This is a genomic window from Ruegeria sp. HKCCD6428, from assembly GCF_013110595.1.
Lineage (GTDB): Bacteria > Pseudomonadota > Alphaproteobacteria > Rhodobacterales > Rhodobacteraceae > Ruegeria.
The window spans coordinates 1-18,477 of sequence record NZ_WVQX01000005.1; the positions used below are offsets into that span (position 1 = coordinate 1).

Genomic DNA, 18,477 nt, shown 5'->3' on the forward strand with positions numbered 1-18,477 from the left:
ACGTCGGGCATCCGTCTGGGGTCGCCCGCCGGCACCACCCGCGGCTTCGGCGAGGTCGAATTCCGCCAGATCGCCGACTGGATCATCGAAGTGGTAGACGGCCTGGCCGCCAATGGCGAAGACGGCAACGGCGCGGTCGAAGCTAAGGTCAAAGCCGAAGTCGCAGACCTCTGCGCACGCTTCCCGATCTATCCGAACCTGTAACTGGTCCATCCTCCAACACGGAACGGCGCCATGAGGCGCCGTTTTTTTGCGTCAGATCCCTGAAAACGTTCTGGATCTCGCCCAGCGCAAATCCGGTGTTTTGGGCAAGGTCCCGGGCCCCACGGTCGCCCAAGCCATTCTGGTCAATACGCGCTTTTTCCGCCCCGACCAGCCTTTCGCGCAGCTGGTCACACCGAATCCGTGCATTCGATGTCACCGCACACAGGGGTTTGCGCCATGTTCAGACCTTGGCGCGCAGTCCAGAATCCAAGCTCAGATCAAGCCGCGCCACCACAGAAAAACCAACAGAAGCGTCGTCAGTGCCAGCATGTTGAAGGCCAGCCCCCCCAGCAGGCCAAGGAACCAACCCCATCTGCGATCCGCAAGATTGATGGACCCCAGATGTTCCTGCACCACGTCGGACGCCTTGATCAGCTTGGGGTTGTCCAGAACCAGCCTCAATTTGGGATGAGAAGCCATCGCCTCGGCCCGGGCCAGAATCAAGGCCTGCTTGTAGACGCGCCGCGGCAGTCGGCGCTTGGCCTTGCGGATTGATGCCTCGAGCGTCTTGTCGCGCAACCCGAGCTTTGCGCGCAGCAACACAACCGTTTCGGCGATCCGAGTCTGAATGTCTGGGTCCTGCGCCATTGGTGGCCTCCTGCGGAGGCAATCTAGCGGCAGCGTCTATGACCTACAATGGGGCTGGTCGTTTCCGGCGGTGACTTGTATCACGCGGTACATGCTGAACACCATCATACATGGCGAACCGACCGCCCGACCGCCCCTTGTCATTGCCCACGGCCTGTATGGGTCGGCCCGAAACTGGGGCGTGATTGCCAGACGGCTATCAGACCAGCGGCAGGTTGTGGCCGTCGATATGCGTAACCACGCCTACAGCGCGTGGGACGCTTGTCATGACTATCCACATCTGGCGCAGGATATCGCCGAGGTCATCGAACGGATCGGCGGGACGGCGGACGTACTTGGGCATTCAATGGGCGGCAAGGCCGCGATGACACTTGCGCTGCAACACGGCGCGCTGGTGAACAAACTGGTGGTCGCAGATATTGCGCCGGTGAAATACACGCACAGCCAAATTCAATTTATCGAGGCCATGCGTGCCGTGGACTTCTCGCGCATTACACGCCGCTCGGATGCCGAACAGCAATTGGCCGAGCAAGGCGTTGAAAAAGCATTGCAGAGCTTCTTCACCCAATCGCTGGACATCAAGGGAAAGCGTTGGCTGCTGAACCTGGACGTGTTGGCGGACCAGATGCCAAATATCATGGGATTTCCCGAGTTGGACGCCCAGTGGCAAGGCCCCGCGCTGTTCCTGTCGGGGGCCGAGTCAGATTACGTCTTGCCGGAACATCGGGCCAAAATCCGCGCACTGTTCCCCGGCGCGCGATTTGCCAAGATCCCCGGCGCCGGGCACTGGCTGCACGCCGAAAAACCGCGCGAGTTCGAAGCTGCGGTCAGAACCTTCCTGAACGCCTGATCAAGCGCCTTGATACAACCGCCTGGCCACCATCCAGGATGCCGGAGCGGCGATTACGGCCCCCGCGGCCGCGGCGCCCACAATTGCGCTGACGGACACCATTCCGGCCGACAGCACGGCGATTACGGCCGAACCAGACAGAGCAGTTGCAATCAGTGAATACAGCATAGCGGCAAGGCGAAACATGGCCGGGCTTTCCTTTTTATGGCTTCCGGCAAAATATTTCACGATTCGAATGTGTTGTACTTTGATTTGTGTCAGTTTCAGACGGTTCCGAAGCTAGGACTTGGTGATTTCACCGCCACCATTCACCCAGTCCGTCAATCCACCAAGATTGTACACCCTCTGGTATCCCATATCCTTCAGGAGTTTTCCGGCCAAAGCCGCGCGCCCGCCTGATGCGCAGTACAACACGATGGGGCGATCCTTGCGCAGTTCAGGGTCATGTGATTGCAATGCATCGTCTGCTCGAAACTCCAGCATGCCGCGGGGTATATGATGCGCCCCGACGGCGCGGCCCGTGTTTTCCAGCTCATTCGCATCGCGAATGTCCAACAGTAGCGCGCCCTGTTCGGTCAAAGTCTTTGCCTTGGCAGCATCGATACGCTCGACCACCGCGTTGGCCGCCTCCATCATCTCTTTCACCGTCACCGGCATGTGAGTTCTCCTTTACGTCACCGCGCAGAGGTTAACATGCGAATTTTGGAAGGTGTAGACATGGAAGGAAACGCGCGTGTTACTGCTCGCGAAACGCGCGCGACATGCTGTCTGATACCGGTTTGGCGATATAGGCCGCAAAGGTGCGCTCCTCGGTCTGGATCATGATTTCAGCGGGCATCCCCGGTGTCGGAACAAAGCCGCGCACGCGCTGCAACTCATCCGGGGTCAGTGAGATTCGTGCCAGATAGACTTCCTGCGGAACACCGGTCGAATCCTCAAGCAGCGCATCGGCCGAGATATAGAACACCTCGCCATACAAAACAGGCGTCGTGCGTTGGTTCAACGCGATCAGGCGGACTGTGGCGGTCTGCCCCGTGACGACACTGTCAATCTCGGTACGCGGAATCTGTGCCTCGATGATCAGGGGCGCATCTGCGGGCAGGATTTCGGCTATCGGTTCCCCGGTCTCAATCACACCGCCCGGCGTGTGATAATGCAATCGCACCACCGTTCCGGTTACCGGCGCGCGCACCACGGCCCGGTCAAGAACACTGCGCGCCTGTCGGGATTTTTCACGCACGCTTTCCAGATCAGCTTCGATCACGCCCAGTTCATCCAGTGCGGCCTCACGATAGGCGGACCGCGTACGCGCGATCTGTTCGTCATATTTCAGCAGCATCTGGTTGATTTCAGCGGCTTCCGCCTGCAACCGGGCCTGCTGACCTTCGGCTTCGGCCTGCACACGACGGATCGTGTTCAACTCCCCTTTGCGGACAAGGCCCTTTTCGAACAGTTGGCTTTTGGCCTCAAATTCCTCCTGCAATATCTCGGCGCGCCGGGCCATGCTGTCCAGTTGCGCCTCAAATCCGCTGGATCGGATTTTCAGCGCTTCCATATTGCGCTCCAGCAAAGCCAAGTCATTCAGCAGCGTCTTGCGCGACACATCAAAGCTGAGCTTTTGACCATCCAGAATGGCCATTACTTCAGGATCTTCGGATGCTTCGACAAGCGCCTGCGAAAACACGAGGCGGTCGCGTTCCCCGTACTCGGCCAGCAACCGCTCGGTCATGGCCTGAAGGCGCAGCTTGCGAATATGCAATTCACGCTCATTGGCCTGGGCCGAGGTCTGGTCCAGGGTCATCAACACCTGACCTGCCTGAACCGCCTGACCTTCCACAACCTTGATGTCTTCGATGATACCACCTTCAAGATGTTGCACAATCTTGTTTCGGCCCGTGGCAACAAAGCTGCCTTGCGCGATGACCGCTGCGGCCAGCGGGGCACTGAACGACCAGACCCCGAAACCGCCGAAGCAAACGACAAGCAAGACCACCCCGATCACTATCAACCTGTTGATCGAGCGCGGAACCTCAGCATACCAGACTTCTGGTTCATTGGATGAGTTGTTCACAGGTACGAGGTCATTCATGGTCAGCCCCCCTGCTGGCCTTCAATTCCAGTCTGCTTGCGCGGCCCGTTGATCTGCTGAAGAACCTGATCACGCTGACCGAACAGGGCCACACGCCCATCCGTCAGCAGCATGATCTTGTCGACAACATTCAACAACGTTGGCTTCTGCGTAATGACGACAACGGTGATCTTGCTTTGACGTGCCTGTTCGATTGCACATGCCAGCGCCTTGTCGCCCGCGACGTCGAGATTTGAATTCGGTTCATCCAGCACAACCATTCTGGGGTTGCCGAAGAACGCCCGTGCCAGTGCGATACGCTGCTTCTGACCACCGGACAAAGGCGAGCCATCAGCCGCCACCACGGTCTCATATCCCTGCGGCAGCGTTGCAATCATGTTATGAACATCGGCCAGAACGGCGGCATCATGGATCTGTTCGTCAGTGGCATCCGCCCGCATCCGGCCGATATTGTCCTTGATCGTGCCCGGGAACAACTGAACATCCTGCGGCAGGTAGCCGATGCTTTCGCCAAACTGGCGCGGGTCCCAGTTTCGGATGTCCATCAGGTCAAGCCTGACGCTGCCCGATGTGGGCAGGATGGATCCCACCAGAGTTTTTCCAAGCGTGGTTTTCCCCGCACCGGAATTGCCGATGATGGCCAATGTTTCGCCGGGAACCAGTGAGAACGTGATGCCGTTCAGAACCACGCGCTTGGTTCCGCCCGGTACATAGAGCAGGCGTTCGACATCCAGACGACCTTCGGGGCGTGGCAAGCGCAGTTTTTCGTATTGCAGGGCCGAAGTCGACAGCAGCGCCTTGATTCGGCCATAAGCTCCGCGCGTCAGCAGGTAGCTGTTCCATCCTTCAATCGAACCTTCGATTGGCGCAAAGGCACGCCCGGCGATGATCGAGGCCGCAATCACCATACCGCCCGTGATCTCTCCTTGCAGCGCCAGAAACGCGCCCCAACCCAGAATTCCGATCTGCGTCAAAAGGCGAACGGCGCGCGAGATTGCAGCGAAGATCACGTTGCGGTCCTGTGCCCGCACCTGCCAGGTCAGCGATTGGGCAGTATCCCGCCCCCAGATCCGCACGGCCTCGGGTATCATTGCCAGAGCATTAATGATCTGACTGTTGCGAGACATCGAATCCAGATGCAGGTTCGCCATGGACTGCGCCTTGTTGGCCTCGGCAAACGGCTTGGCAGTCGTTTTCTGGTTGATCAGTGCAATCGTCATAAGAATCAACGCAGTAACCACCACGATCATGCCCAGCTGCGGATGCACAAGGAAGATCATCAGAATGAACAGCGGTGCAAACGGCACGTCCAGAAATGAAAGCAGCGTGCCCGAGACCAGAAAACCACGAAGCTGTTGCAGATCGCCCAATGTCTGATACTCGCGCCCGTTTCCGTGCAGCGACGCATGGGCCGCCGCGCTCAGAACCGGTGCGCCCAGCCGGGCCGCCACTTCGACCCCGGTCCGCATGAGCATGAACCGCCGCACCGCATCAAAAGCAGACTGGAAGATCACCGCCCCTGCCACGATGGCCGTCAGCATGATCAGCGTATCCAGCGACCGGCTGGTCAGAACACGGTCACTGATCTGGAACAAATAGATCGGAATCGCCAGGATCAGGATGTTCGTGGCGCAGGTCAGGACCAGAACAAACGCAAGATTGCGCCGGATCGCCCGCATCGAAACGCGCAACGTGCGCTGGAAATCTTCGGGCGGGGTGCGTTTGTGGAAGGTTTGGGGTGGCCCGTTCCCATCACCGCCGCCGGAATTCGTTTGCAACAGTGGCTGGTTTGCCTTGGCCTCGATCGTGGTGCCTATGCCGTTCTCACCGGATGCGCGTGCAGAGGGGGTCTTGCGCGCAGTCGAGTCCCCGGCGGATGCCGGATCCGGGCCGTCGGCGTCGGCCACCCCATTGCCGCCACCCGCCGGCTCTTCATCTTGCGCGGGTTGCGGCTGCGCACGCTGATGGGGAGGATCAGCGCGCCGTTGTTCGCGTGAGTGTTTTTGGTCTTTGGATTGCTGTGGCGCTTCGCTTTCAACCGTCGAATCTGGATCTGACTCAGACACGCGCATCTCCTGCGTCAGGTGCAACCGGGCTTTGACCCGTTGTGTCGCTGGATCTGCCCCACCGTCTGCGCGCTGGCGCTTCGGGCCCAAACCGCCCTGCCTGTCCAGTGGACTGGATATGAGTGGACGGCGCGACGAAAAAACAATCGACATATACAAACCTTCTGGTCACTCGATAAAAACTTGGGGGGTCAGGCCAGCATGGATTGCAGGCCGTCATCTGGTGTCGTTGTGTCAGTGGATTGTGCGTCCAGTGCCAGGGCCGCATCCGGTTGCGGCACAGACATGTCCGCCATGATTGCGGCGATCGCCTCGTTAGTCATATCTGTGATTTCCTGGTTGTCCGGCACGTCAATCAGGCTGGCCTGATGAAGCAGCAGGTCAGAATAAGATCCGTCAGCGGCCATAACCGTCGAATCCACACCCATTTTGGTCAGATTGACGGAGTTCAAAAGGGCGTTGCTGCCTGCGACGACATCGGTATCGGCGGCACTGGGACCGGACAGGTCAATTTGATCCTGATCCAGCATCATGGTGACCTGTTCAACGATGTTCACCTGCAACAAGTCTCCGTCGATCTTGAGCACGCGCAACTGCTCCATCCCTGCGAACAAGGGATCGTTGAGCAGCGCGTTCTCCAACGCATCGATATCCGTTTGATCAAGCGCCATGGCGTCGGACAGGTTCTGCTGCAAATCCTGATGAGTATCTGCGCCTACCGTTTTGACCGACGCGTCATTCATGATCACGTTTTCATCATCTCCGGCCATTGCGCCGGGCATACCGCCGCTGATGATATCGTCATCCATCAGGGCGTTGGTCTGGTACAACATGTCCACGGAAATCATATTCCCGTCGATCATGATCAGGTCGTAAAAACTGCCCAGCTGCACGATGTCGGTGACATTGAACATTTCGTTGTCGCCCAGCGCGTACAAGGTCGATGCGGCCGAAATCTCGGTCTGTATGTTGTCGATATCCGTGGCGTCGATAACCTGTTTGACGAAGTTTGCCACAACCAGATCACCGTGGACCCAATCCACAACGATGAAGTCAGGCTGTCCGCTTGTTCCGGCGCCGTTGTCCAGCCAGGGGGCATCTCGGCCTTCGACTTCGATCTTCGAGGACTGGATCACATTTGTGCCGCTGCCCGTTCCCGGCGCCCCCACATCCCAATCTGACACAAGCGCGACCTGGCTGATGGCGGTCAGGCTGATCGCCTGCCCTCCGACGGCGATATAGGGGGCATCAACCCAACCTACAGATGCCGAGACAGCATTGATCGCAAGGTTCCCTCCGGTCACGACCAGGTGTCCGTCGTCAAAGTCAGGATCTTTCGACTGATCCCACTCGGCCGGAAGCATGGCCTCTGCCTCATCCTCTCCGGCTTCATCCGGCTGATGGAACGCAGGCAGGATGTCTGTCCATACCGGAGCTTCTTCAACGTACTTACCGTTTACGATCACCCCCAACGCATCATTGCCATGAAACTGATGTACCGTGACCCCGTCGATATTCGCGTTTGCCGGGGCCAACATCTGTTCGGCCAGCGCCTCGAGCATTTCGGTCGACTTGTAATCCGCGAGCGAAAGCGAAGGGGCTGCCATGGCATGAAGCGACAGCGCCATGTCCATCATCTCTTCGCCCTGGGCGATCAGCGCCTCGGTATCGCGAAAGTCCCCTTCCCCCACCGTGTCGTTGTCGCGCATGACCACCTTTTGCACGGTGAACGTCATTGCCGAACCCAGCGGCACCGTATCCGGTCGCAGAATAATCAGTTCCGGTGCAGAAGACGGGCCGGATACGCTGTCTGGAACAAATCGCGTGGATTCCGCGCTGTCACCATTGAGGATGATGACCGACTCATGCACCGGCCCGACAGGAGCCTTCGGCAACGGAAGTTCTGGTTGAGAGGGAAGAAAATTGAATGGCAGGGCTTTGTATTCGCCCGCCGGGACATCCAGATCAGCTTTGATGTTGATCGAGGTAGGCTCGTCAAGCCCGTCTATTTCGGCTTTACGCCTCAGGGCGCTGAATTCTTCGTACTGATCCCTCAGGCGGGCTTGTTCTATCGTAAGCTCAAAAGTTCCAACAAAATGCGCTATCGTTTCCGTAATACCGTCAAGTGCCATGTCGGTTATCCTTTTTGCCCGCGGCGGCTCGTAATTTCCGCTTTGGGTTCAGTTGGGCCGGGGCCGCGTTTTGCGGCCCCGGCATTTTCGAAAGGTAGCAAGGCCCGAAAATGCGAGCCCCGCCTTTTGACTTAAACGTCCGTGTCGTCGCTGGCGTGGGACATGTTCATCGAACCACCCACCATGGTCGTATCGACCGTGTTGCCCAGGACGTTGGCGCCCATGATGATCGACTGGTTGAACGCAGACGTATCAACAACAGCTGCCGCCGATGCATAGGACTCACCGGTCACGATGCCATCGCCACCATTGTTCGCGCCCCAGGCACCACCATTGCCGCCGGCACCACCGTCACCTGAATAGGCGCCGCCACCGTTACCACCGGTGATCATGCCACCCATGGTATCGCCTGACGTTGCAGTGCCCATCGAAGCTCCGCTGGTTCCACCGTTCGCGGCGGATGCGCCACCGGCACCACCGTTGCCCGAGTCAGCCGCACCAGCTGCGTCGCCCGACCCAGTCGATGTGGCATCATTGTCGGAACTGCCTTCGCCGCCGTATCCGGCAATTGCTTCGGCCAAGCTGTCAGCCGCACCGTTTGTGTCGGCGTCTCCGAAGATGTCGGCAGCTCCGCCGTTGCCTGCGGTATTGGCCGCGTCGGCAGACCCGGCTCCGTTGCCGGTAGACGATGATGTTGGCGTTGTGCTACCGCCCGCACCGCCGTCGCCGTCGGCAGCCGATGTTCCGGTACCGGCCGCATCCGCTGCGCCATCTGCTGCGTTCGACCCGCCGTCACCGCCGCTTCCGTCGGTGTCTTGCGAGTTGCTGGCCGCGCCGTTCACGTCGCCCGGGCTCTGGTCGATATCCGGCCCGCTTGCCGACTGATCGCCAACACCCTGAGCATCGGAATCCGCGTCAGCGGTCCCACCGGAGCCGTCGCCGCCCGAGCCGTCGCCACCTGAACCGTCGCCGGCCGTGCCGTCGCCACCGGTGCCGTCACCGCCGGTTCCGTCGCCGCCTTCGCCTGCTTCGGCGTCAATCATGCCCAGCTCTTCCTGCAGAGCCATGATTGCAGCTTCGACCATCGCGCCGAATCCACCTTCGCCGTCGCCGCCGGTGCCGTCGCCACCGGTGCCGTCACCACCAGTGCCGTCACCGCCGGATCCGTCACCACCAGTTCCGGTTCCGCCAGAGCCGTCAGCCGAGCTGTCCGCGCCGCTGTCAGCAGAGCCGTCCGCAGTGTTGTCACCCGCAGTGGCGTCATTCGCATCGGTGTTGCTGTCGCTGGTGTTCGAAGCCGAACCATCTGCCGCAGCATTACCATCGCCACCGTCCGCGCCGGACGCGTCCGCAGCGTTGTCCGCCGTTCCGGTCCCGGTTCCTGTCGAGTCGGAATCGCTGTCGCCGCCGTTTGCGTTACCGGCTGCGTTCGAACCGGACAGACCCAAGCCCAGACCCAGACCAAACGAATCCGCGCTGCCGCCGGCTCCGCCGGTTCCGCTGCCATCGGCACTTGTGCTGCCATCATTGTCGGACGAGGCTGAGCCATCTGCGGCACCGCCATCTCCACCGGCACTGTCACCGTCGGATCCTGCGCCCGCCATACCAACACCATTGCTGGCATTGCTTGCGTCACCGGTCGATCCGCCCCGACCAGCGCTGGAATCGGCATCCGCACTGCCGGTATCGCCACCGTCAGCCCACGCGTGGCTGCCCAAGGTTGATGAATCGGCCGCGCCACCGTAGCTGGTTCCACCGTCGCCCGATTTTCCACCGCCGGCATCCGAACTGATACCTTCAGCCGCAGTTGCCGTGCCACCATTGGCATCGCCGTTCTGGGTGAAGTCGGCGTTGTTGGATACGGTCGGTGAATCAAGCGTGTCGTCGTCGCTCAGGCTAGCGACCTGGCTGTTCACGGATGACATTGCCGTTCCGGCGCCGTCCATCGAGATATCCAGATTCATGTCATCGCCTGGATCATAGGTCAGATCGCGACCAGCAGTGATCACGTCACCCACTGTCGCCGAATCGCCGAGGTCCAGATCAACCTGATCATCGTCGCGCGGAATCCACTCACCGCCGCCGAAATCGATATTGATTGAGTTGCTGTTGGAGTTGTCGTTGGTGTTGTCGCCGGCATTAAGCGTCTGGTCTTGATCCTGACCCTGGTCCTGATCCTGACCTTGGTCCTGATCCTGACCCTGGTCTTGATCCTGGCCTTGGTCCTGACCCTGATCCTGACCCTGTTCGTTGGCGTTCTCTACATTCTGGTCCTGCTGCTGTTGCTGCGCAGTCACATCAGCTTCGACAAGAGCCTCATCAACCTGAATTTCAACATCCACCGGAGCATCCAGGTTTTCGACAACGATTTCGTCAACGGTCGTTACGTTTGTATTATTAACATTGCGTCTCATAACAAATTCCCATTTCTGGAACGCCTGACCGCCATTCATCTACAAAGCGGCAACGGGCGTGATTGAAACTAAAATACCCGCACAGCGTTCAAGCACGCTGAATGCGGTTCACGGTAGTTTTTCTGAGGCCACCTCCTTTCCCGGCTAAGCCGAATACGCGGCCGTTCACAATCGATGCTGAAATGCGCAAGGAACGGGCGCGGCAGGGACAGACGCTTTCACAATTAAAGCCTGACCATGTTCGCAGCGACGCACGCTTGCGACTAGCTAACTGAAAGTTCTGATGAGGATAAACTATTGTTTTTTATGTTTATTTTGAGAATATTGCGGAACTTTCGCCGGGCTGGAACAAAAAGTTCTAAATTAAGAAAGCAATAAAAAATAATGCAATTGTTTCCGCTGGTTACACAATGCCACACCGAAAAACCTAAACAATAGTTCTATATCTAAGGCACTTGAACTATACCGTCTGGTTGTAGAAAATCACGTTTTCAGCTACAATAAACCTCACGTAATTCTTTGATTAGTTAACTACTTTTACACCGGTAATTCCATTTCGATAAAGCCATTTCCGATTAACCCCGTTTTGTGAGGGAATATAATGAGTGAGTCTTTGAACAATGAATCTGGCAATCAGAGTTTTTATTCAGAAGATTTTTCAATTGTCTTCCTCGGGAAAGAACTATTCTATTCAAATCAAACCCTAAGAAGCGTTCAAACCGAGTTTGGTGTCCGCGCTTTTCGCTTCGAAACACTCGAGGCTATGCGTGCAAGTGTTCCGGACAGCGGCAAGATCGTCGTCGTGGATCAGATGTTGATCGAAGACCTGTTGGCGCGCCCAAATGCATACACCAAAAGTGCAGGTTCCGGCTGTCTTGCCTTCGCCTATCGCAAAGAGGAATCGGCCCGGCACCTGTTCGAAGGCTGGAACCGCGCGCAGTTTGGAGATGTTGGCTTTCTACCGATGAACGTGGCACCGGACGCGTGGCGCGCCATCCTCAGACTGCTGATGCACGAGGAACTTTATCTTCCCAGCTTTCTGGCTGACTGTGTTTCAACCCCCTGTCAGCGCGCGCCCGAGAGACCACGGCAACGGGAGACAATTACATCCAACGGCGCGGATCGGCACGCACAGTACTCCAAGCTGACACGCCGCGAAAAACAGGTTTTGCAACTGGTCTCAGAAGGCAAAAGCAACAAATTGATTGCGGCCAAGCTGGGCATCACGGAACACACGGTCAAGCTGCACATGCATAACGTTGTCGGAAAGATTGGCGTCAGCAACCGGACGGCGGCTGCTCATTTCTATTTCGAGGTTGCGCCTCATGAGGCGCAGCAGACCGCCCTTGACTGATCCCTTTGAAGCCCGGTTCGACCGCCTGATCCTTTTGGTCGGCAGGCTGAACTACATGTGGACAAACACCGAGAGCCTGCTGATCCATCTGATCGCCGGCCTGACTGGAACGTCCAAGGACGTGGCCGTAATCATATTTCTGACTTTGAACACCACCCGCGCGCGAATAGATCTGGTTGAAAGACTTGCAAAAATGGAAGGGCGCCCTGCCCAGCTCCGAGATCCGATCCTTGAACATACGCAAAGGCTGGCCAAGCTTTCTGGCATCCGCAACAAGTACAACCATTGCATCTATTCCTTCGACCCTGAAAGCGGAAACCCGAAAACGATCCTTATGCGGATCGCTGACCGCAAAACCGACATAAAACTGGGCCGCGAAGATACCGTGGACGACAACGCGCTGCTCCAGATCGAAGCAGTCGTTGATCAGCTGTCAGCCGCGAACAGGGACATTTGGAAACTGATCCGACAATTGGGGTTTCCGGTTTAAGCATAGTTGCACAGCAGAGTTTTATGGGGGGCTTTGCAGCTCCCGTGCGTTCTGCCACGCACACATAAGTCACGGCATTTTTCTTATTCTTTTTGGTACGGGCGGTGAGCACGATGCGGCTTGTACAACATGCTGCGTATAGACCCTAAAACATTAATATTACTATTAAATTAGTCCGTCACCTGCAGGACACTGCAACAGAATTTGGGAAAGCACCGCGCTGAAAGTGTGGGGCAGTTAAAGCAAGAAACGTAAACCGACTATCAGCAGCGCAGGTAATAAATGCCGCGCTTTGTATCGTTGTTCAATACGGTGGCGGGCTCTTTCTCAAGAAGTCGCAGAACGGAAGTCGCTGGTTCTATCGGGTCTAAGACAACGGCAAGCGCCAGGATGGGGGATTGGATCTTTCCCTGACATGTCCCTGTTTGATGCGCGCACAGAACGAAAAAATGGTCCTCTAATACGGAACGCGACGACGATCCGATTGCGGAACTTGAGCTCCGGCGTCTTGATGCAGAAAACAACCCGAACGACCCGACATTTGAGGACATGGCGTTCATCGCGTTTGATCGGTTCAAGAAACGGCTGCGCGGCGACGGTGCGCGCAGTACGCCGGTTCGGGGACTTGATTCGATGAGATAGACGGCGACTTGTGAACGGTCCCGAAAGAACCCATAAAAAGCTAATGGAAAAAGTACACGGTTTCTGAAACCCGCTGTGGACTGAGGCCGTGAACCTGATTGAGATATGCTGCGAATTGCGGTCAAAGCGGCCGATACGTCAGATTGTTTGGATGTGTGATAACAGTCCAATCCAGACATGAGTTCAGAGTTCTGTGGTTGCGGAGGAGTTTTCCAAAGCCGCCGCTCACACGTGGCACTGCATGTATATGGTCGGCATGTTTGCCACGCGGTGTCAGCCGACATACGAGTAAGCGTTAACAGGAAAACGCATCTAAGGGTAACGCCCTGGAATCAAGGCCGGCTTACGACAAAGTTAGGGACTATCCCTGCCTTTATGATCGCTGCTTCAACGTCATGTCCTGCGAAGAAACCGTATCCCGAGATGAGGGCGGAAGCTATGCCTGCTTCTCGTGCGCCCAGTATGTCGGTGTGCAGGCTGTCGCCCACCATCAGAACCCGGGACTTGTCGATGTGCCCGAGACATTGGAAAGCAAGATCATAGATATTGGCGAAAGGCTTTCCAAAGAACTGAGGGGCGACGCCTGTCCGGTCTGCCAGCCGGTGCGCGTAAAGACCGGGTTCCTTGGAAAAACCGTACTCGCGCGGAGCGACAATGTCAGGGTTGCCGACCAATACCGGGCGGGGACGCTCTTGCAAAGTGGCCTCCAACATGGCTTGTCGCGCTTCATTCCAAACCGCTGACCCGATCAACAAGAACCCGTCGGCGGTTTCGTAGGGCTTGGGGTCATCCTCCAAATAGGACAGTTTCAGCCCCTCCAGATCGCGAAGGCCGGCACTGGGGGCCGCCATCAATCCCCAATGCAAATCACTTTGGCCGTTCAGTTCAGACAACAACGTGGCCCGACTGGTGATCACGTCTTGTGGTGCGAAATCGTAACCAAGCCTATTGTACTTCTCCATAAGAGTTGCGTGGGGAAACCCGGCGGCATTCGACACGATCAGAACACGTTTGCCAGCGGCTGTCAGCGATCTGACCCGATCTGGCGTATCGGGGATCGCCGTATCGCCAATATTGAGAACCCCGAAAGCATCGAGGAGGAACACGTCAAACTCATGAGCTATGTCCTCCAGCGTGTCCGCCTGGCGATAGTTCAATTCAGTTGATCTGGTTTGCGGCAGGCGATGTCGCACAGCCTCGTAGGCGTCAAAAGCTTCTTGCACAGAGAAACCGGTCAAATGATGGCCCCTCGTACTTTCGCCGAAACCCATTCGCTGATCATAACCGCGACGAGAATGACAATCAGGATCAGGCTGACTTGTGGCCAAGCCAGAACGTTGAGCGAAGCCGACAATTGCAACCCAATGCCACCAGCACCAACCAGCCCGAGCACCGTGGATTCGCGGATGTTGATATCCCAACGGAAAACAGCAATGCCTGCAAACGCGGGCAGGATTTGCGGTACGATCCCATAGGCCATGACCTGCCAGCGTGAAGCACCGGTTGCCGTTATTGCTTCGACCTGCGTGTGATCAATCTCCTCAATCGCTTCGTAAAGAAGCTTTGCGCAAAACCCGATTGAACGAATGGCGATTGCTATGACACCGGCGAACACTCCGGGACCAATAATCGCGATCAGAAGAAGCGCCCAGATCAACGAGTTGATGGAGCGGGTCGAGACAATGACCAACAGGGCAATCGGCCGGATGAACAAGGCCGATGGCGTGGTGTTGCGGGCCGCCAAAAAGGCGACGGGCACTGCCATGCACAGGGCGATGATCGTTCCCAGAGTGGCAATGTTCAGGGTGTCCCAAATCGGGCGGCCCAGTTGGGTGATATACTCCCATTTGGGGGGCGTTGCCCGGGTCCAGATATCATTGGCGATGCGGGGCGCGTCCCAGACGAAAAACCAAGTGGTCGATGCCGAGATCAACTGCCAGCAGTAAACAAAGATCGCCACGCCCAACAGCCAGCCGAACCAACGAACCAAGCTCTGACCTGTTGTCCGGCGACGCCAGATTTGCGCATCGTCGCGTTCAAGTATCGGCATTACTGAACCCTCGCTCGAATAATTCCCGAAAGGTATTCCAGAGCCATCACGATGCCGATGATCAGAATGAGAATGGCCGCCGCGGTGTCGTATTCATAGCGGTCGAATGCGGTGTTCAAAGTCGCACCAATTCCACCAGCCCCCACAAGCCCGAGGATCGCGCTTTCCCGGAAGTTGATGTCGATCCGATACATGGAAAGGCCCACAAGTCGCGGCATCACTTGCGGCTGAACTCCATAGTTGATCCATTGTGGCCAACGCGCTCCAGAGGCCTTGATCGCCTCGGCCTGAACTTTGTCCATGGCTTCGATGTCTTCGGCCAGAAGTTTGGAAAGAAACCCGATGGTGGCGAAGGAAAGCGTCAGAAATCCGGCCAGCGGGCCAAAACCGAAGATCGCCACAAGCAATATGGCAACGATAATCTCTTGTAATGCCCGGCTTATCGCAACAATGCCTCGGCAAATCATGTAGATTGGCAATGGCGCGATATTGCGGGCAGCCCCCAGCCCAATCGGGATCGATATCAGGATGCCCACGACCGACGCGGCCACGGTCATCACGATACTTTCCAGAAGGCCGCTCCAAATATCTGACCACCGTGAAATGAAGTCTGGGCTGGTGAATGCAAGAACAAACGCCCAACCGCGATCCAGCCCTTCATAGACACGGCCCCAATCGACTTCGATGGTCATAAAAGCTGCGATCAGGTAGGCGAAAAATCCAAGGAGCAATGCCCAGCGGAGCACTGGGTTCTTGACAAAGGCAGGCTTACGCCAGCCTTTCCCCAACATGTCGTCCAGTTCTCGATGGCTCATTCTGCGGCCTCGACATCTTCATCTTCGTCCACTTTTTCGATGGTTGCCTCCCAGTCTTCTTCCCCATAGATTTCGGTCAGCTTCTCAGGGGTAAGGCCGGTGGGAAGCCCATCATACACGATTTCGCCAAATCGGAGTCCCACGACGCGGGGAACAAACATCTGAGCGAGCGCCACATCATGGATATTGATGATGGCTGCCAATCCGCGTTCCTGACATAACTCGGTGATTAGCCGCATGATTTGACGGCTGGTTTTGGGGTCCAGCGACGCAGTTGGCTCATCAACCAGCAACAGTTTCGGGTTTTGAATCAAGGCGCGGCAGATGCCCACCCTTTGGCGTTGACCCCCCGACAGTTCATCCGCCCGCTTATCAGCCATGTGCAACAGCCCCACCCGATCGAGCAAGCGGAAGGCTTCGTCCACATCCGACTGCGGATACCGCCGCAGGAAACTGCGCCAGAATCCCACGTATCCCAACCTGCCGGACAATACGTTTTCCATCACAGTGAGGCGTTCAACCAAAGCATATTCCTGAAAGATCATACCCATTTCGCGGCGTGCTTTCCGCAACGCTCCCGAGCCGAGTTTGGTCACGTCAACGTCATCCAGAAGGACACCGCCGCTTGTCGGTTCAACCAACCGGTTGACACAGCGGATCATGGTCGATTTGCCCGCGCCCGAAGGCCCGATCAACGCCAGAACCTGTCCTTTTGGAACCTCAAGATCAATCGCCTTCAGCGCCTGATCTCCGGTCTTGTATGTTTTCGTCAGCTTTTGAAGACGCAGCATGAAATGCCCCAGATTAGGGTGAACAGCGGGCCCTTTCGGGCCCGCCGGATGAGCCAAAAGTTACTGGCAGGCGTAAGAGACGCCATTTGCCGCGTCAATTTTACGAATGACGTCCCAAAATTCCTGATAGGTCATCTCGAGGAATTGGCCTTCGTTTGATTTTGAGAACTCAGCTTCAAGTGTCGTCCCCTCCCAATCGAAATTGAAGAAGGCATTGCGGATCTTTTCCTGCAGCTCGGGTGTCAAGTTGTAGACGGTGCCAAACCCAGTGGTCGGGAAAGTCTGCGACTTGTAGATCGTAACGACATCATCTTCCTTGATCACATCGCGCGAGATCATCCGGGATTTTACCGAATTCGCGATCGAAGCCGCCAGGTAATCCTTGTTGGCGACACCCAGGATCGAGTTGTCGTGCTTGCCCGAGTAGACAGGTTCGAAATCGCGTTCGGGCAGAAGATCAAAATCGCTTTTCAGGATCGCCGAGGGCGCTTTGAATCCCGAGTTGGATGTAGGCGATGTGAAAGCCAGTTGCTTCCCCTTGATGTCTTCGACCTTTTCGATGCCCGAACCTGGATAGGTGATGATCTCCATCTCGTAACCAAAATTTCCGTCCTTCGAAGCCATGATCGTGAAGGGGCGGAACCCGGCGCAGTTTACCGCCAGTGGGTTGGAACCGGTATTGAAACCTGCAATGTGCAAACGGCCCGAACGCATCGCCTCGATCTGGGCCGCGTTGTTCTGGACTGGAAAAAAGACGACGTCCTTGCCAGTTTCTGCTTTCAAATGGTCAAGAAAATCTGACCACGCGGTTTTGTATACGGCGGGATCTTCAACCGGCGTATAGGCAAAAATCAAAGTGTCAGGATCTATCTGCTCGGAAGGATCTGTGGGGATATCCGCGATCAAATCCCCGTCGGCATCACAAAAACGCTCGTCCAAGTCACCGCGTGGACAATCCTGCGCCGACGCCGTTCCACTTATCGACATGAGCGCGATTGCAGATGCCCCAAGCAATAGTTTGATATCGATCTTCATGTTTTCCTCCCAGTCAAGTGCGGTGCTTTTTGTCCGCCGTTAATCAGTCATTTCATATCTACCCGGCGACGAGAACGTCGACCCGGGCGCCTTCAATGGCGTTATGCAATTCTCCTGTTGGTTTTTTGTCGGTGATTATTGAATCCAGGTCGTCAAGCCCCCCCACTTGAGACAGGCCTTTCCGGCCGAATTTCCCGGAATCAACAAGAAGGTGCCGTTTCTCGGCTCGCGACAGCATTGCCCTCTTTATTGCCGCGAAGCCGCGCACTGTTTCTGAAGGGCCATCGGTCGAAAACCCCGAGGAACCGATCATGCACCTGTCGACGTTGAAACGGGACAGAAACTCCAGCGTCTCGGTTCCGATCGTTGCAGACTCAGTTGCCAAGTATTCCCCCGGGCATAACAGCACTTGTGCAGCCCCATGGCCAAGGGTCATGGCTACGGGAATGGAATTGGTGATTACGGTGCAAGATGTGCCAATATAAGCCAGTGCACGTGCCATTTCGATTGTGGTCGAGCCGGAATCGATCATGACCGTTTCACCGCTCTGGATCAGTTCTGCCGCTGTGGCACCTATCCGTTCGCGCTCCTCAACCTGTGCGTTTGTTCGCTCATCCAAACCCGGATAGTGCCCTTGCGCGGCGGCCGATGCTCCCCCGTGTGCCCGCGCTATCAAGCCATCATTCGACAGAGCATCGAAGTCTCTGCGAACCGTCTCGGTGGAGACGTTGAACCGCTGCGCCAGTTCGTTGATGCGAACGTGCGGGCGCAGCTTCAGTTCCAGCAATATCTGCTGGCGCCGGTCGGATTTCTTTACCCGGCTGTGGTTCTTTTCAGACATTTTGCCGCGCGTTTTAGTTTTGGACATCCGACGACCCGACTAGGTTTCGAAATCCA

General features: G+C 56.8%; 16 protein-coding genes and 1 pseudogene. 4 read left to right on the top strand and 13 right to left on the bottom strand.

The features are described from left to right. A pseudogene (gene glyA, locus GS620_RS12525) lies at positions 1-204 on the top strand (serine hydroxymethyltransferase); the annotation flags it as partial. Positions 205-477: 273 nt separating this feature from the next. On the opposite strand, the gene GS620_RS12530 reads toward glyA, so the two are convergent. Then, the gene (locus tag GS620_RS12530; RefSeq protein WP_171172661.1) at positions 478-852 is read right to left on the bottom strand and encodes a hypothetical protein; all 375 of its coding nucleotides are present in this window, start codon (positions 850-852) and stop codon (positions 478-480) included. Between the two features lie 91 nt (positions 853-943). Between GS620_RS12530 and GS620_RS12535 the strand changes: the two genes are divergently transcribed. Further along, positions 944-1,702 (top strand): alpha/beta fold hydrolase, encoded by a 759-nt coding sequence (locus GS620_RS12535; protein ID WP_171172660.1) that lies wholly within the window; start codon positions 944-946, stop codon positions 1,700-1,702. On the opposite strand, the gene GS620_RS12540 is transcribed toward GS620_RS12535, so the two are convergent. From GS620_RS12540 to GS620_RS12565, 6 genes are all read right to left on the bottom strand, one after another. Continuing rightward, on the bottom strand, positions 1,703-1,888 hold the full coding sequence (locus GS620_RS12540) for a hypothetical protein (protein WP_152457401.1): 186 nt from the start codon (positions 1,886-1,888) through the stop codon (positions 1,703-1,705). It lies immediately after the preceding gene. A gap of 93 nt (positions 1,889-1,981) precedes the next feature. Continuing rightward, positions 1,982-2,359 (bottom strand): rhodanese-like domain-containing protein, encoded by a 378-nt coding sequence (locus GS620_RS12545; RefSeq protein WP_171616161.1) that lies wholly within the window; start codon positions 2,357-2,359, stop codon positions 1,982-1,984. 79 nt (positions 2,360-2,438) lie between these two features. Further along, on the bottom strand, positions 2,439-3,791 hold the full coding sequence (locus GS620_RS12550; protein ID WP_171616163.1) for an HlyD family type I secretion periplasmic adaptor subunit: 1,353 nt from the start codon (positions 3,789-3,791) through the stop codon (positions 2,439-2,441). Positions 3,792-3,793: 2 nt separating this feature from the next. After that, entirely contained in the window at positions 3,794-6,010 is a 2,217-nt protein-coding gene (locus tag GS620_RS12555) for a type I secretion system permease/ATPase (protein WP_171616165.1), read from the bottom strand. Positions 6,011-6,048: 38 nt separating this feature from the next. Continuing rightward, positions 6,049-7,989 carry a type I secretion protein gene (locus GS620_RS12560; RefSeq protein WP_171616167.1) on the bottom strand — a complete coding sequence of 647 codons (1,941 nt, stop codon included), beginning with the start codon at positions 7,987-7,989 and terminating at the stop codon, positions 6,049-6,051. A 131-nt stretch (positions 7,990-8,120) separates the two neighbouring features. Continuing rightward, a complete protein-coding gene (locus GS620_RS12565; RefSeq protein ID WP_171120791.1) occupies positions 8,121-10,403 on the bottom strand; it encodes a hypothetical protein in 2,283 nt (760 codons plus the stop codon). Between the two features lie 763 nt (positions 10,404-11,166). Between GS620_RS12565 and GS620_RS12570 the strand changes: the two genes are divergently transcribed. Both GS620_RS12570 and GS620_RS12575 read left to right on the top strand, forming a co-directional pair. Continuing rightward, positions 11,167-11,757, top strand: coding sequence for a response regulator transcription factor (locus GS620_RS12570; protein WP_171172655.1), 591 nt, complete (start codon positions 11,167-11,169; stop codon positions 11,755-11,757). Beyond that, a complete protein-coding gene (locus GS620_RS12575) occupies positions 11,750-12,247 on the top strand; it encodes a hypothetical protein (protein WP_152457395.1) in 498 nt (165 codons plus the stop codon). The genes GS620_RS12570 and GS620_RS12575 overlap by 8 nt, the downstream gene beginning before the upstream one ends. A 974-nt stretch (positions 12,248-13,221) precedes the next feature. Here the strand turns inward: GS620_RS12575 and GS620_RS12580 are convergent. From GS620_RS12580 to GS620_RS12605, 6 genes are read right to left on the bottom strand one after another with little or no spacing between them, the layout of a single operon-like run. Continuing rightward, complete coding sequence (locus GS620_RS12580; protein ID WP_171616170.1) at positions 13,222-14,160, bottom strand: HAD family hydrolase; 939 nt, start codon at positions 14,158-14,160, stop codon at positions 13,222-13,224. Then, positions 14,124-14,939, bottom strand: coding sequence for a phosphonate ABC transporter, permease protein PhnE (gene phnE / locus GS620_RS12585; protein WP_152457393.1), 816 nt, complete (start codon positions 14,937-14,939; stop codon positions 14,124-14,126). Before phnE (GS620_RS12585) ends, GS620_RS12580 begins: the two co-directional genes overlap by 37 nt. Continuing rightward, positions 14,939-15,754: a phosphonate ABC transporter, permease protein PhnE gene (gene phnE / locus GS620_RS12590; RefSeq protein ID WP_152457392.1), complete on the bottom strand. Its 816-nt coding sequence runs from the start codon at positions 15,752-15,754 to the stop codon at positions 14,939-14,941. The genes phnE (GS620_RS12585) and phnE (GS620_RS12590) overlap by 1 nt, the downstream gene beginning before the upstream one ends. Further along, a complete protein-coding gene (phnC, locus tag GS620_RS12595; RefSeq protein WP_170336879.1) occupies positions 15,751-16,545 on the bottom strand; it encodes a phosphonate ABC transporter ATP-binding protein in 795 nt (264 codons plus the stop codon). Before phnC ends, phnE (GS620_RS12590) begins: the two co-directional genes overlap by 4 nt. Positions 16,546-16,605: 60 nt before the next feature. Further along, positions 16,606-17,580, bottom strand: a complete 975-nt coding sequence (phnD, locus tag GS620_RS12600; RefSeq protein WP_171172652.1) for a phosphate/phosphite/phosphonate ABC transporter substrate-binding protein — start codon at positions 17,578-17,580, stop codon at positions 16,606-16,608. Between the two features lie 58 nt (positions 17,581-17,638). Further along, complete coding sequence (locus GS620_RS12605; RefSeq protein ID WP_171616172.1) at positions 17,639-18,448, bottom strand: DeoR/GlpR family DNA-binding transcription regulator; 810 nt, start codon at positions 18,446-18,448, stop codon at positions 17,639-17,641. Positions 18,449-18,477: the final 29 nt, after the last annotated feature.